The sequence below is a fragment of the Shewanella sp. 492 genome, from assembly GCF_059338445.1.
The window spans coordinates 913,320-928,683 of the sequence record NZ_CM181702.1 but is presented as its reverse complement, the minus strand read 5'-3'; the positions used below and the strand labels follow the sequence as shown (position 1 = coordinate 928,683).

11 protein-coding genes are annotated in these 15,364 nt (G+C 45.2%); 10 read left to right on the top strand and 1 reads right to left on the bottom strand.

The annotated features are described in order from the left end of the window. Positions 1 to 2: 2 nt before the first annotated feature. The 9 genes from AC5YBX_RS04140 to AC5YBX_RS04100 all read left to right on the top strand — a co-directional run bounded on the left by AC5YBX_RS04140 (position 3) and on the right by AC5YBX_RS04100 (position 12,175). Positions 3 to 1,412, top strand: a complete 1,410-nt coding sequence (locus tag AC5YBX_RS04140; RefSeq protein WP_494519881.1) for an FAD-dependent oxidoreductase — start codon at positions 3 to 5, stop codon at positions 1,410 to 1,412. 935 nt (positions 1,413 to 2,347) lie between these two features. Beyond that, positions 2,348 to 3,307 carry a radical SAM protein gene (locus AC5YBX_RS04135; RefSeq protein ID WP_119978805.1) on the top strand — a complete coding sequence of 320 codons (960 nt, stop codon included), beginning with the start codon at positions 2,348 to 2,350 and terminating at the stop codon, positions 3,305 to 3,307. Further along, positions 3,304 to 3,696 carry a DUF6375 family protein gene (locus AC5YBX_RS04130; RefSeq protein ID WP_119978804.1) on the top strand — a complete coding sequence of 131 codons (393 nt, stop codon included), beginning with the start codon at positions 3,304 to 3,306 and terminating at the stop codon, positions 3,694 to 3,696. Before AC5YBX_RS04135 ends, AC5YBX_RS04130 begins: the two co-directional genes overlap by 4 nt. A gap of 3 nt (positions 3,697 to 3,699) precedes the next feature. After that, positions 3,700 to 7,782 carry a hypothetical protein gene (locus AC5YBX_RS04125; protein WP_494524404.1) on the top strand — a complete coding sequence of 1,361 codons (4,083 nt, stop codon included), beginning with the start codon at positions 3,700 to 3,702 and terminating at the stop codon, positions 7,780 to 7,782. Positions 7,783 to 8,748: 966 nt separating this feature from the next. Then, complete coding sequence (locus AC5YBX_RS04120; RefSeq protein ID WP_494521656.1) at positions 8,749 to 9,441, top strand: 5'-methylthioadenosine/adenosylhomocysteine nucleosidase; 693 nt, start codon at positions 8,749 to 8,751, stop codon at positions 9,439 to 9,441. Between the two features lie 100 nt (positions 9,442 to 9,541). Then, positions 9,542 to 10,519, top strand: a complete 978-nt coding sequence (locus tag AC5YBX_RS04115; protein WP_494524403.1) for a cobalamin biosynthesis protein CobD/CbiB — start codon at positions 9,542 to 9,544, stop codon at positions 10,517 to 10,519. 167 nt (positions 10,520 to 10,686) lie between these two features. Next, complete coding sequence (locus AC5YBX_RS04110; RefSeq protein ID WP_494521657.1) at positions 10,687 to 11,076, top strand: DUF2721 domain-containing protein; 390 nt, start codon at positions 10,687 to 10,689, stop codon at positions 11,074 to 11,076. Further along, positions 11,073 to 11,699, top strand: a complete 627-nt coding sequence (locus AC5YBX_RS04105) for a trimeric intracellular cation channel family protein (RefSeq protein ID WP_494524402.1) — start codon at positions 11,073 to 11,075, stop codon at positions 11,697 to 11,699. Before AC5YBX_RS04110 ends, AC5YBX_RS04105 begins: the two co-directional genes overlap by 4 nt. Further along, a complete protein-coding gene (locus AC5YBX_RS04100; protein ID WP_494524401.1) occupies positions 11,696 to 12,175 on the top strand; it encodes a nuclear transport factor 2 family protein in 480 nt (159 codons plus the stop codon). Before AC5YBX_RS04105 ends, AC5YBX_RS04100 begins: the two co-directional genes overlap by 4 nt. Before the next feature lie 430 nt (positions 12,176 to 12,605). Here the strand turns inward: AC5YBX_RS04100 and tyrS are convergent, their stop codons facing one another. Continuing rightward, entirely contained in the window at positions 12,606 to 13,802 is a 1,197-nt protein-coding gene (tyrS, locus tag AC5YBX_RS04095; RefSeq protein ID WP_475516045.1) for a tyrosine--tRNA ligase, read from the bottom strand. Positions 13,803 to 13,929: 127 nt separating this feature from the next. Here tyrS and AC5YBX_RS04090 point away from each other — a divergent pair, with 127 nt between their 5' ends. Further along, positions 13,930 to 15,357, top strand: a complete 1,428-nt coding sequence (locus AC5YBX_RS04090; protein ID WP_494524400.1) for a peptidoglycan DD-metalloendopeptidase family protein — start codon at positions 13,930 to 13,932, stop codon at positions 15,355 to 15,357. Positions 15,358 to 15,364 lie beyond the last annotated feature (7 nt).

The window sequence follows — 15,364 nt, the reverse complement described above, 5'->3', positions numbered from 1 at the left end:
AAATGAGCAATGACTTTCAATTTATTGAAGTAGGCCGTAAAGATCCGACAAAACACCAAGCGGCAAAGCGCGCGACCCAGTTTATCGAGATCTATCAGCCGTTCGCGCAGCCACAAGTCGTCGAGCAAGCCGACCGCTGTCTCGACTGTGGTAATCCCTACTGCGAGTGGAAGTGCCCACTGCACAACTATATTCCTAACTGGTTAAAACTGGCGCAGCAGGGACGCATTTTAGAAGCGGCAGAATTAGTCCATGAAACCAATACCCTGCCCGAGATCTGTGGTCGAGTCTGCCCACAAGACAGGCTGTGCGAAGGCGCCTGCACCCTCAACGATGAGTTTGGCGCTGTCACCATAGGTAACGTTGAAAAATACATCACCGATACCGCCATCGCCCAAGGCTGGCGCCCAGACATGAGTAAGGTGACCGCCCGCCCTGAGCGCGTAGCGATCATTGGCGCAGGGCCTGCTGGGCTTGGGTGTGCAGATATTCTTGCCCGTAATGGCGTACAAGCTGTGGTGTATGACAAGAACCCGCAAATTGGTGGCCTGCTCACCTATGGTATTCCCGCCTTTAAACTGGACAAAGCGGTCATGGCGACTCGCCGCTCGGTGCTTGAAGGGATGGGGATCGAGTTTAAACTTGGTATCACGGTCGGTGAAGATATCAGCTTCGATAGCCTGCTCGACCAGTACGACGCCGTATTCCTTGGCATGGGGACATATACAGCGATGCAAGCAGGGCTGGAGAATGAAGATGCCCAAGGCGTCTATCAAGCCCTGCCCTATCTTATCGGTAACACTCACCACATCATGGGGACAGAGTCGAGCGAATCGCCATATTTGAGCCTTGCTGGGCAAAAAGTGGTAGTGCTCGGTGGCGGCGATACCGCCATGGATTGCGTGCGCACCGCCATACGTCAAGGCGCCAGTGAGGTCACTTGTGTCTATCGCCGTGATGAACAAAACATGCCAGGTTCTCGCCGCGAAGTGCAAAACGCCCGCGAAGAGGGCATTAACTTCCTGTTCAACCGTCAACCGACCGCCATTAAGACCGAAAACGGGGTGGTGTGCGCCATCGAGTGCGTCGAGACGCAACTTGGTGAGCCCGACGATTCAGGTCGTCGCCGTCCACAGCCTATCGAAGGCAGCGAAAAACTGATTGAGGCCGATGCCATTATCATCGCCTTTGGTTTTCAGCCTAGCCCAGCAAGCTGGCTGGCTGATCACGGTGTAGAACTGGATCAGTGGGGATTGGTGGTCGCGCCCAAGGTGGCCGATAACCCCTTTCAAACCAGTAATCCAAAAGTGTTTGCTGGTGGCGATATGGTACGCGGCTCTGATCTGGTCGTCACCGCGATTGCCGAAGGCCGCGATGCCGCCATGGGGATCTTAAACAGCTTTGAAGCCTAACCGTTAGGCATACTGCAAAGGTTTGCTTGTGATTGGCACTTTAACTTTGAGTGAAGTTAAAGTGCTTTTTTTTGCCTCGGGAAAACGAGGTTGATTTTGAAGGTCGCACCTTCATGGCTACCTACCACCTGCGGTGAGAGTTCATTAAGCGTTAACCCGCTTTAGCTAATTGCCTACCGCAGGTGCTGTGCATGGCAGCACCAATGTCGTGATCACAGGGATGTGAAGGAACGACCTCATGTGCAAACACTTCTGCGACACACCGCAAGCACATCCTTGTGGGCTCTACGCCAGCATCCCTGCTGGCAAAGGCCGCAGTCGCGTTTACACTTGGGTTCTAACGTTTCTTCGATTAAGCTGCATTTGGTGTGAGTGGCGAGTAGAAAGCTAACTCAGTTTTGCCCCAAAGTTTGGTGGCCTTGAAATGAAGGCTTGTCATTTTTTTTAAGTTTACTTGAGCAGCGTTATGCTGAATTTTCATTTATTGATGTGCTATGAAAACGCACCTTAATGGCAATTAATAGCCTGCCGCAGGCTTTATGTGCAAGCGCTCTTTTGGCTCGGTGAGTGAAGCATAGCTTCGTGCTTACGAACGAGAGGCATGGATGCCGAACTGGCTTTTAGGCATAGACGTTGTTCAAGCACGTCCGTGTGGGCTCTGCGAAATCATCCATGATTTCGAAGGCCAAAACCGCCCTTACACCTATCTCTAACGCCTCTTCGATTTGACTTTATTTGGTGTGGATTCAGAGTTAAAAGCTAAGAAGCTTTTGTCCCTTTTCGTTTTATCCGTGCTACTGGTAACTAATTCTGCAAGCTTAAAGTTGACCAAATTTTAGTAATGCTACAGAGTGACTACTCTGTCGGTAGCGATTCAGTTTCATCTTCTGCTGATATTGCACTGCGATCTAACCATTTAAGGTATTGGATAAACTTTGTATATAAAGAATAAAAATGATGTTACCCAACACAACGAGTTAAAAATTAGAAAGGGGCCTGATGGTGTCCACTTATTTAGCCGCCAAAATGGACTTAACATACTTCTAGATGATGAAATCCCACCTGAGTCCGATTGGACTCCTAGTCCTAGGCAGGTTTCTATCGCACTTACTAATGACTGTGACTTGAGGTGTGCGCATTGTTATGCGCCGAAGCATCGTTCAACTCTGGATAAAAGTAGAGTAAAAGATTGGTTGCTTGAAATGGATAGTATGGGTGTGTTTGGTATCGGCTTTGGTGGAGGTGAGCCAACATTGCATGAAGGCTTGGTTGAACTTTGCCAGTTTGGACAAGAAGAAACCAAGCTAGCAATTAGCTTTACAACGCATGGTCATAGTTTAACTCCTGAACTAATATCTCAGCTAAAAAGTCATGTGAACTTTATTCGAGTAAGTATGGATGGAACTTATAGTAATTATGAGTCTATAAGGAAGAGACCATTTAAGCAGCTGTTAAGCAATTTAGAATTATTGAAAGGGCGTATCCCATTTGGGATAAATTACGTAGTTAACAGTAAAACTATTGACGACTTACCAAATGCCTTGGAACTGTGCAAGGAGCTAGGTGCTGATGAGTTTCTGATTTTACCAGAGGTACCAGTGGGGTTCGGTAAAAAAATCGATGATGTAACACTAAGTAAATTAAAAGAAATTGTCGACAGTCGAAGCTCAACGACAAAAAGTATGAGGGTATCTATAAGCTCTGATTACAAAAATCAATTTGTCACTGCTATCGGCCTTCAGAAAGAGAGCGACCTGCAAGGCTTTGCGCATATAGACGCGTCAGGTGTTTTCAAGCTGAGTTCGTTTGACAAGAATGGCGTTCCTATAGGTGGTGGTTCTCTCACTAATGCTTATCGTCAGTTAACAAATACTATAAGGGTTGAATTCGAATGAAAATTTGGCAGGGCTACGGTGCGGAGCACTCTTTAAATCTAGTAATCGTTGGTGAGTTCAAGGATGCAGAAAAGGCTGAAAATTTTGAGCAATTAGTATCAACGATTAGTTCTTTTTTATGCAGTGATGAATCGAATTTTGACGTGGATGCAGATAGATATGGTGATGACGTGCTTGAGTTCCTTGGCAAGCAAAATCTGTTTTGTTTTTCTCCCCAACAATTAGCGCAATTTATGTATGACCAACGCCTCGAAAGAAAAGGTTCAAAGATAATCATATCTTCAGACGACGATCTGAATGCATTTATATCTTTACTGATTCATAAAGGAGCGAAGGTCGAATGCTTTTCAGCACACGACTATCCTGATTTAGTTAAACAAGAGGATTAAATAGTGCTTGATTGGGCTAAGTTTGAACATGTGGCTGGAGAGCATCCTAGTGCGCATGCTTTTAGTTTTGAAAGCTTATGCAGAGGAATAGTCATTCGACAATTTCGAAATCATGGGCCAATAAAAGAGTTAAAAAATCAACCAGGAGTGGAGTTCCATCTTGAGCTTGATTGTGATGACCCAAGATTGGGAACAAAAGGGTTAAAGGTTGGATGGCAATGCAAATTGTTCCAATATAAGAGTGACGGTGGCTTAACTAGTGGGGCAAAGAGCCAGATTGAACACTCGCTGGATACAACGAAAAAACACTTACCAGATTTAAATGTATGGATTCTTTGGACACACAAAACCTTAGCGAAGGCTGACCAAACTTGGTTCTATGATTTACAAACAAAATATGGTTTTACATTACATCTTTGGAATGAAAACGATTTAGAGTCTTATCTCTCAGGTCCAGCAACAGAGTTAAGGGCTAGTTATTTTGGAGAGCTGGCTTTAACACCAGATATGTTAAATGAACAGCATACGAATTCAGTGGCTCCGATTAGAAATCGTTGGATTCATGAAGTCCATCAATCTACAGACGTAGAGCGAGATATAAGGAGAGTCCTCGGTGAACCTAGCGCATGGTCTGATATATATGCTGCGAAAGTTAAACTAGACGGTTATTTGTCAACTATTTCTGAGTTAGCTAGGCATAAGGATTATGTAGATCTTTCGTCTGAACTAGAAGAGTTTATAGCCTTTTGTAAACAGGTTATATCTAGCTGTAAAGTCTTTGAGTCTACAGTGTCAGGCAGAGAAATAGGTAGAATTGCAAACTTTGCTCAATCTTCAGAGCAGACAAAAAACATAAGTCAGTTGCTAAGGTTAACAAGAAGGCAGAACCTACCGCTTTCTCTTTATTTGACCAATGCGAATGCAGTCATCAAAGATATCAAAAAGCTGTTGTCAGAAGCTGTAGAACTGTTTTCTCATCAACTAGTAGCTGTTATTGGTAAAGCTGGCAGAGGTAAAACACAATTAGCTGCTGAAGTTACAAGCCAAAATGATGACAGGCTGGCAGGAATACTTCTTCATGGAAAAAAACTTCGTAAGGGGGGAACGCTTGATTCTCTGGTTCAAAATATGTCCTTTGCCTCTAACGGAGTTAGATCGTTTGAATCGTTGCTTTCAGCTATAGACTCGGCGGGAGAAAGAAATCGTTGCCGAGTTCCAATAGTTGTTGATGGATTAAATGAGGCTGAAGACCCAAGAGAATGGAAGAACTTATTGGCAAGCATCGAGACTGTATTACCTCGATATCCAAATGTAGTTCTCGTCTGTACTTTGCGAGATGGTTATCAGTCTCGGAAACATGTCGGTGCTGTCAGATCTAATAGTTCATCAAGAGAAGGTTTTGCGCAGCAAGCGCTCCCCAATGATTGCTTTGAGTTACTATTAAAAGGGTTTAGTGACGAAGTAACTGTCCAAGCTATAGGTGCATACTTTAGATATTATAAGATTAGTGCTAATCCAATAGCGGCTCCGCAAAGTTTCTTCAGTCATCCTTTAAACTTGAAAATCTTTTGTGAAGTTATGAATCGCCCAAGGAAGGCTTGTGTGGTGGTTCAAAGTTTTCCATCATCCATATACTCATTGTTTAAAGAGCAAGTCACACATATCGGACAAACTATCTCTGAAATGACTAATCTGTCTATCAGATACACAATTACTGAGGTAGAAAATGCAGTCTACTACTTAGGTGAAGCTCTGTGGGAGGCAAACGGTAGAGGTGTTTTAGAAAGAGACTTTTTGCGAAAGCATAATCCACAGTCGACAGATTGGGACAGTAATATTGTCAACTTGCTATCTCAAGAAGGTTTGATATTTAGAGATCTGGTTCGTCGTGGAGAATATCGCTTAAGCCCAGCGTATGATCGCCTAGGTGGATACATTATAGCTTTCTATTTAATGGAGCACTATTGTCTAAATCGAGACGTATCGATATTTAGTTCACAAGGTTTTATAGAGAAAATTTTCGAAGATGTGACTTTGCAGCATGAGCTGTCAGAGGACATCCTACATGCACTTGTCGCTATTGCACCGCAGTATAATCTGCCACACATTTGGCAATTAGTTCCTTCAACTTACAAAAATGAAGTTTTAAGTTTGTCGCATTTGATTGAACCGAAATTCATTTGTGATGACACAGTATGCGAATTGAAAAGCTTAATACTTAGTCAAGGGTTGAAACAAAAATACATTGAATCTTTAGGAGACGTACGATTCGCAATATCTCACCCTTTAAACGCAAAGTTTCTAAGTGATATATTGTTAGACACGCCTATGGTGGACAGAGATCTTTCATGGGGAGAGTATTTTCGAAGAAACCATGATGAATTGATAAAAGGCATTCGATTTAGGGCTGAGTGTTGGAAAAATAGAGAGTTTTCAGATCCAGAAATAGAAAAACTAAGGCTAATTACAACAATTTGGTTCCTTAACTCAGTTGTAGCTGAGCTAAGAGATGTTTCAACTGAGGCTTTAGTCTACTATGGAGTGCATAACACTAAAAGTTTCCTAGAAATAGTCAAACCTATTCTAGCGGTTGACGATGAATATATATTAGAGCGGATTATCGCAGCATGTTACTCAATAGTGAGTATTTCTTTGGATAAATCTGAAAACTTAGGTGAGATAGAGGCGTTCAGCAAACACATAGTAGCTGCTTTTTTCAGTCATGATTCGAAGTACGCTACAACCAACATATTGGTTAGAGAATATGCCTCATGTCTAGTGAAGCGTGCGAGTTTGGAATCTCAAATTAATATTGGTGAATCAGAAGTTAAAGCAGCTACTGAACCTTTTGAACAAATGCCCAGAAGTGAATGGAAAGAAGAAACAACTGATGGTATGAGCGGGCATTTATCTCCTCTTAAAATGGATTTTGAGAACTATACTATTGGTCGTTTGGTTAAAAATCGTAGCAATTACGACTATGAACATGAGGCTTATGCGAAAATTCGTAATCAGATACTATGGAAAGTATATGATTTGGGGTGGAGCGAGGACAAATTTGGCAACTTAGACAATCAAATTTCTTCGAGCGGTTATCACCGTAGACACGAAGCTACAAAAGTAGAGCGCTATGGGAAAAAGTACTCTTGGATAGCGTACTACCAAATGGCAGGAAAACTACTCGATTCGGGACAGTTGGAGTTCTGGGGGGGAAGGTTTATAGAAGGAATTGACCCTTTCTTTCCTAGTAAAAGGTTAAAAACCTTCCCTCTTAGTGAAAAAATGTACTTGGGTGATGAAGGATTGACTGAAGAAGAATGGATTAACTATTCGGAAGATCCGAATCTGGTTCATCTCAGCGATTGTGCAAGTTTTGAAACTGAAAATTGGATTTTGGTTGATGCATTTATAGTCGAGGAATCTAAGGAATTAAATCGTCATTTCTATGCTTCTGTAAACTCCTTTTTAGTTTTCGATGAGTCGTTGAAAGACTTTGATTTTGATAGCGAAGAATCTAGCAAATTGGAGTTCCCCGAAATTGCCAAATTATCTGACGTTTATTTGGGAGAGCTTTATAGTTTGTGGAGTAAAAGCCTTGAACCCCAAGTTATCAAGGAAAAATATGGTGAAGAAGAAATAGAAGTTGAATCAAACGTGTTCTTTGATGGAAGTGCTTTTGTAAGAACATCCGGAACACATACAATGACTGTTCCTAAATATAAGGAGCATTCGCTTAAAGATTTTATCATCGAATATAGTTCGGAACATTCAAGTGGTAGTTTTTCTATGCCGATGCTAGCTTCTAGTTTTGTTAAAGAGCATGCACTTAAGTTTGATTGTGAGCGGCTTTGTTACTTCAAAGACGGACAACAAATCTCAAAGTATATAGTTGAAGATCTAGACGAATACTCTAACTCTCGGAAAAGATTCTACTTGGAAAAAGAATTCTTAACTGCTGTTCTGAAATCTAGTGGCTTAAGAATAATAACTCGGATTAAGGGTGAGAGAAGAGTTTCTGACGTCGGGTATAATGGGGATTTTGCTTACAAAGATTTTGAAAGTATAGGCTTTCTGGTAAGCCCCTAATACAACTAAGATCGAGGTTTTGCTGTACCTCAGGTAATCCGTGAAATGCTAATTTAGCAAGATCGCTGACTCACTTCTGTCCAAAACCGAGTTAGCTTTTGACGGCTATGTGGTTACACCATGACGGCTAAATCGAAGAGATTAAGAAATCGGTGTAGGTGCGGCTGAGGCCTTCGATTTCAGGGATGAAATCGCAGAGCGCCCAAGGATGGCTCTTGTTTAACAAAAAGTCAGCGGTGCCGAAGAAGCACCTGCACATAAGCCTGCGGCAAGCAATTCAAAACAATGTAAGTTAACGCGACCATCAATAAATAAAAACTAACTCGACTAAATGCTACAAGCCAAACAATGCCAACACCTTCATTCGAAGGCCAAGATACTTTTGTCCAAAACAGAGTTAGCTTTTGATTGTCCGAGTGACACTAGTAAGGTCAAATCGAAGAGATTAAGAACTCGGGTGTAGGTGCGGCTGAGGCCTTCGATTTCAGGGATGAAATCGCAGAGCGCCCAAGGATGGGTTTACAGCGGTGCCGAGGAAGTACCTGCACAAAAGGCATGCTGCAGGCAATTGGTTGCCATGAATGTTAACGCTACCATCAATCAATAAAACCTAACTCGACTAAATGCTACCAACCAAAAATGCCAACACCTTCATTCGAAGGCAAGCACACTTTTGTCCAAAACCGAGTTAGCTTTTGACGGCTATGTGGTTACACAATGACGGCTAAATCGAAGAGATTAAGAAATCGGTGTAGGTGCGGCTGAGGCCTTCGATTTCAAGGATGAAATCCCAGAGCGCCCAAGGATGGGTTTACAGCGGTGCCGAGGAAGTACCTGCACGAAAGGCATGCGGCAAGCGATCTCGCCACAGAACCACTTGTTTGCTATATTAGCGCCCATTAAGCGCGGCGCAAATAAAACATGACAGCGCCTCATGAACATCAATACATCACTAAAGGTCATTCAATGAAAATTGGTATTATCGGCGCCATGGAGCCAGAAGTTGCTCACCTTATTTCCTCTATGACGAACCCTGAGTCACACACCATCGCAGGTATCGAATTTGTTGCCGGGCAACTGGCTGGCAAAGAGGTGGTGGTGACTCGCTCTGGCATAGGTAAAGTGACCGCCAGCGTGGCGACCACCTTGCTGATTGAAAAGTATGCGCCCGATTATGTGATTAACACAGGCTCGGCTGGCGGCTTTGTCGATAGCCTTGCCATTGGCGATATCGTTATCTCATCAGAGGTGCGCCACCATGACGTGGATGTCACCGCATTTGGGTATGAGATTGGCCAAATGGCGCAGCAACCAGCCGCCTTTATTCCCGACGCGACCTTGGTCAACGCCGCTAAAAAAGCCGTTGCTAGCTTAGGCGAAGTGAAAGCGATTGAAGGATTAATTTGTACGGGCGATAGCTTTATCTGCGATCCGCTTCGCACCAAAACGATGCTAGCTAACTTCCCAACGATGGCGGCCTGTGAAATGGAAGGGGCGGCAATTGCTCAGGTATGTCATCAATTTGGCGTGCCGTTTGTGGTGATCCGCTCATTGTCAGATAATGCCAATAATGACTCGCCAGTGGATTTTGACAGCTATATCGTAAAAGCGGGCCACCACTCAGCATTAATGGTCATAGCCTTGCTGCAACAGCTGTAAGCATGAACGCCTGCGCCTGACTTGATGAGGGCGCAGGGTTTATATTGACGGGCGCTGTAGCCGAGATAAAGTAGCGCTTAGCATCCAACTGGATTTCGCCATGCTGCCACACTTTTCACAACAGTTTATGCAAGACAGTCCCTTCTACCAAGGGGCGGCTATTTTATTGGTGTCAATATTACTGGCAAAGCTAGCTCCCTTGCCCAGAGCCATGCAGCCATTTTATCTCTATAGCCAACTGGCGCTGCGGCTGTCTGATAAGGTAAATCATCCCGAGCGTTCCTCTTCCCAGCAAGTGACGGCAGGCTTACTGTCGATAGTGTTATTGTTAGTTCCCTTTTGGCTTATTATCAGTTTCTTACTGCAACTGGCTGCTTATCCTTGGTTTTTTGAGTTTCTAGTCTTGTACTTATGTTTATCTGATGAGCAGTTTTATAGGGTAGCAGAGGAGGCATCGCAAACCTTACAACACGCCGATAAACCACGAACCCGCGCCTTAATTAAAGGTTGGCTCAGTCGCGACACACAGGGCTTATCTGAGGTGGGCTTAAGCAAAGCCATTACCGAAAAACTGCTGACCACACCGATATATGGCACAGTCGCCACTATGGTATTTTTTATTGTTGGCGGCGCTCCCTTGGTGCTTGGCGCGCGCATGCTGAAACAGTTGCAACTGTGCTGGCCCGCCATCAATCCGCATTATCGCCACTTTGGTAAGCCCGCTTATTACCTCTGTTATGTGCTCTATTACGTGCCCAGTATGCTATGGAACTTTACCTTGGCAATCCAAGGTGGCCCCAAAGCTCTCAAAGCGATGCTCACTCCGCGCAGAAGCCTTTATGCAATTAATCATCACCTGTCGACATATAATATCGCCGCACAGGTACTCGATGTAGAGCTTGGCGGGCCGGTGAAATTTAACGGTGTCAAAGTACCGCTGGACAAAGTCGGCCCACCACACAAACCCGATGTTAGCGTATTGCCACGCGCGCTGCGTTTAGTGAGCAGCACCAATACGCTGTGGATAGTGTCTTTAATGTTAGTACCGCTGCTCTGGACCGCGCTACGCTATCTGTAACTGGCTTGGCCGCCGTACTTTAATTGCCCACTTATTGGAGGCTTAATAAGCCAAACTGTCGTTATAAACCATTAGTTTAAGTCGTCACTAATGTTGGACTCGACACACGCCAATAGATTAGAATTACGCCATTGTGGCACGCTTACCAACTGTTGGGCATCATCACCTTGTTTAATCACCTACACGTCTCTTTGACCACGCCTGCATTACTGTTTCCGGCCATCTCGCTATTGTTGCTGGCCTACACTAATCGTTTCTTTTCACTGGCAGCCCTTATTCGCAGCCTCAGCAGTCAAGGCAAACCGGTGCACAGTGGCCAACTAAAAAACTTACGCCAACGCATCGTGATCATTCGCCGCATGCAAGAGGCGGGGGTATTGAGTTTCGCACTGTGCGTATTGTGTATGATTTTTATCTATATCGGATTCAATAAAACCGGCTCGGTGATTTTTGGCACTAGCCTGTTGCTGCTGTTGTATTCGCTGGTGTTGTCGGTTATTGAGATCCGCATTTCCGTCGATGCGCTCAACTTCCACCTTAAAGAGTTGGATCAATGAAAGAGTGGGTCTATTTTTTTGATCTTTGCGGCACCGCAGTATTCGCCCTGTCTGGCGCGTTAGCCGCCGGCCGTCATCGCATGGATCCCTTTGGGGTGATAGTACTGGCATCGGTGACCGCCATTGGCGGAGGCAGTATCCGCGATGCTTTGCTGGGCACCACGCCGGTATTTTGGATCCGCGACCCGAATTACATCATAGTGATCCTCGCCACCATATTGTTAACCTTAATTTTTATCCGAAAACCTCAAAAAGTCCCTCAATACACCCTGCCTGTCGCCGATGCCTTTGGTTTAGCGCTATTTACCGTAATTGGCGCTGAGAAAGCGCTTAATTTGGGCTTAAGTGGCATGATTGCGGTCGTTATGGGCTTGATAACTGGCGTAGGAGGCGGCATTATTCGGGACGTGCTCTGTCGCCAAGTGCCAATGATTTTACGCACCGAGATTTATGCTACCGCCTCTATTTGTGGCGGGATAGGCTACACGGTAGCGCTGCAGTTAGGGGCCGATAATAAAGCCGCATTTGGTTTAGCCTTGATAAGCGCGCTGTTCATTCGCTTAGCCGCGATAAAATGGCACTTAAAACTTCCCGCTTTTGATTTAAAGAATACCAAACAATGATCAAATATTTTTTAACTAGCATCTTAGTGTTAATGCCACTCATCACTCAGGCCAAGCCGGGCGATATGCCAATCGAGCAGCAGATGGCGGTTAAATATATTCAGGCGCTGACTGACCACGACTATCGCACTCTGGGCACCTTTTATAATCGTGACAGCGTGTTTTTCGATCGCACTGCCAGTAAAAAATACCAAGGCAGACGCGATATCTTAGAGTTTTTCGAACGCGCTCACCGTGGTGTATTAGAGTATGACTTTAATATTGAGCACATGTATAACGCAGGCTCCTTGGTGGTGATGATTGGTAACTACCATTATCGAGGTCCCGGCAGTTTATTTGGTAAACCGGGTAAGGTAATTGAGCTGGCCATTCCAGGAGTGACTACAGTAAAACTGGATTTAACCAATCATAGAGTGACTGCCCACGAAGACTTGATGGACTATCAGACGATGCAAGATCAACTCGCCACCCAGTGACGTTGGGGAGTTTGGCGTAATACCCATTAGATTGAGTCAGTTATCAGATTGTCCCCCCGTTTATACAGTTAAGAGACTACGCCTTAGGTGCAGATATAACGTAGGGTATCGAAAACATGGACGTTTTCGTTAAGCAGGCGAAGAGGCCCTCGTGGCGGCCCGAAGTGGTATCTGCACATGAGGTCATCAATATCAGCCCGCAATTTAGAGCCGTCTGTTAATACCATTTGACCATTGGCATCAATGCTCCAGACACAAATACCAAAAGTATCCCTCCCTAGCTTTTGGCATCAATGCTCCAGACACAAATACCAAAAGTATCCCTCCCTGGCTTTTGGCATCAATGTTCCAGACACAAAAAAACCTGCAGCTGCAGGCTTTTTTACTATAGCAAGTGAGTCAATAACCCTCATCAGCGTTATAGCTTACCTTAGACTAGCGTAATCTTGGCAAACTTACGCTTACCCACTTGGAACACACCCGAGGTGCCGGCACTCAGCTGCAGACGGGTATCTTCAATCTTAACGCCATCAATCTTTGCCGCGCCTTGCTTGATCATTCGCATGGCATCAGACGTCGAGCCAACCAAGCCTGCTTCTTTGAGCACATTAGCAATGGCAATGCCCTCGCCCGCAACAAGTTCAACCTCTTCGATATCCTCAGGCAGCGCCCCTTTTTGGAAACGGTTGATAAACTCTTGATGAGCCGCTTCTGCTGCGGCTTCATCATGGAAACGGGCGATGATCTCTTTCGCCAAGGCAATTTTCACATCTCTTGGGTTAGTGCCCTGGGCAACATCGGCTTTAAGCTGCTCAATCTCGCCTAGCGGACGGAAAGAGAGCAGTTCGAAGTAGCGCCACATCAAATCATCTGAAATCGACATGATTTTACCGAACATCTCACCAGCTGGCTCGCTAACACCAATGTAGTTATGCGCCGATTTAGACATCTTCTTCACACCATCGAGGCCTTCAAGCAGTGGCATCATGATCACGGTTTGCGGCTTCTGCCCTGCCGCCTTTTGTAACTCACGCCCCATAAGCAGATTAAACTTCTGGTCGGTACCACCTAGCTCTACGTCAGCTTTAAGTTCAACTGAATCATAACCTTGTAGCAGAGGATACATAAATTCGTGGATGGCAATAGACTGACCCGATGCATAGCGCTTTTTAAAATCATCACGTTCCATCATGCGGGCAACGGTCTGCTGTGATGCCAGACGGATCATGCCTGCAGCGCCCAGCTCTTCAAGCCAGCTTGAGTTAAATTCAATGCGGGTCTTAGCGGGATCGAGGATCTTAAACACTTGCTGCTTATAGGTCTCGGCATTAGCCAATACCTGCTCGCGCGTCAACGGAGGACGAGTGCTATTTTTACCACTTGGATCGCCAACCATGCCAGTGAAATCACCGATTAAGAAGATAACTTCATGACCTAAGTCTTGGAAAGTTCTCATCTTATTTAAGATAACGGTATGGCCAAGATGGATGTCAGGCGCGGTAGGGTCGGCACCCAGCTTAATGCGCAGCGGACGCCCCTCTTTCAGCTTTTCCAGTAAATCCGCTTCGAGAAGGATCTCATCGGTACCACGTTGTATTTCTGCTAATGCTTGGTCTAAATCAGCCATTTTGGCAGCTACTCCTAAGAGCCTATAGATAAATTACGGGGGACTCATGTTACTTGTTAGCCAGCACAAATGAAAGAGTGTACACTTACAGGAATCGCTTAAGTCTTGAAAATTGGTATCGGGGTCAATGGGAAAGGTCATTACACTCTTAAAATTACTACCCAAACTACATCAAATATTGTTGGGCATTCTCTTGGTCGTCACCCTAGCGGTATTACTATTACCTACCGACGATGCACAAGCTTCGCGCGCCACCAATAGCACGCTCTCTGGCACCATCAACTTGGTCGATGAAGCGCCGTTACAACACGATATCAATTCCAATGATAATGCCAAAGCTTATCCTGTGCCGCTGGCCTTTAGAACTCCAGATGCCCCCAGCGTAGACGACATCGTCAGCGAACTCAGTCAGCCAAAACAACCACCTAATAATCTTGTTGCAGCATCAGATGCAACCGAAAGCCCAGCTATGGAGCTGCACACTGAGCAATTTACCGTGCGCAGTGGTGATACCTTAGCCAAACTGTTTAAACGTGCCGACCTCACGCCCCGTGATGTGTATGAAATAACCCAACTGCCTAAAGCCAAAAAAAATCTGCTTAAAATATTACCCGGCGAAGAGATAGCCATAGTCAAAAACGGCAGCGGCGAACTCAGCCAGTTACGTTATCATCTTGATCCCATCTCTACCTTAGTCATTAGCAAGCAGGCAAGCGGCTACAGCGAAGAGGTGCTCACTAAACAGGTAGAACAGCGCACTAAATTTGCCAGCGCCACCATTAGCAGTAACTTTTGGAATGCTGGCGTGACCGCAGGATTAACCCCGAATCAAATTATGCAGCTGGCGACCATTTTCGGCTGGGACGTCGACTTTGCGCTCGATCTGCGTCAAGGCGATAAATTTGCCATCTTATTTGAGGAGGAGTTTGCCGATGGCCAGTTCCTGCAAAATGGCAATATTTTAGCTGCCGAGTTTATCAACCAAGGCGATACCTATACCGCGGTGCGCTATAAAGATGGCAACTATTATTCAGCAGAAGGGCGCAGCATGCGTAAAGCCTTCTTACGCTCGCCGGTGGACTTTAAATATGTCAGCTCAAGCTTTAATCCACGCCGCTTACACCCTGTCACTGGCCAAGTAAAAGCTCATCGCGGCGTAGACTATGTTGCCGCAGTTGGTACACCGATCAAAGCCGCGGGTAAGGGGCGCGTGATAAAGTCAGGTTACAACCAGTACAATGGCAACTATGTGTTTATTAAGCACAATGAAACCTACACGACTAAATATCTGCATCTCAATAAGCGTAAAGTCAAGCAAGGCCAAACGGTAAAACAAGGGCAAATCATCGGCACGCTCGGCTCTACTGGTCGGGTCACAGGCGCCCATTTGCATTATGAATTTATTGTCAATGGCGTACACCGTAATCCGCGTACGGTTAAGCTACCGCAGTCGATGCCTATCGACAGCAAAGAGAAGCAACAATTCTTGGCGATTAGTCAGCAGATGATGGCAAAACTGAAGCAAAATAACGATATTCAGCTTGCCGCACAGTAAGGTAAAC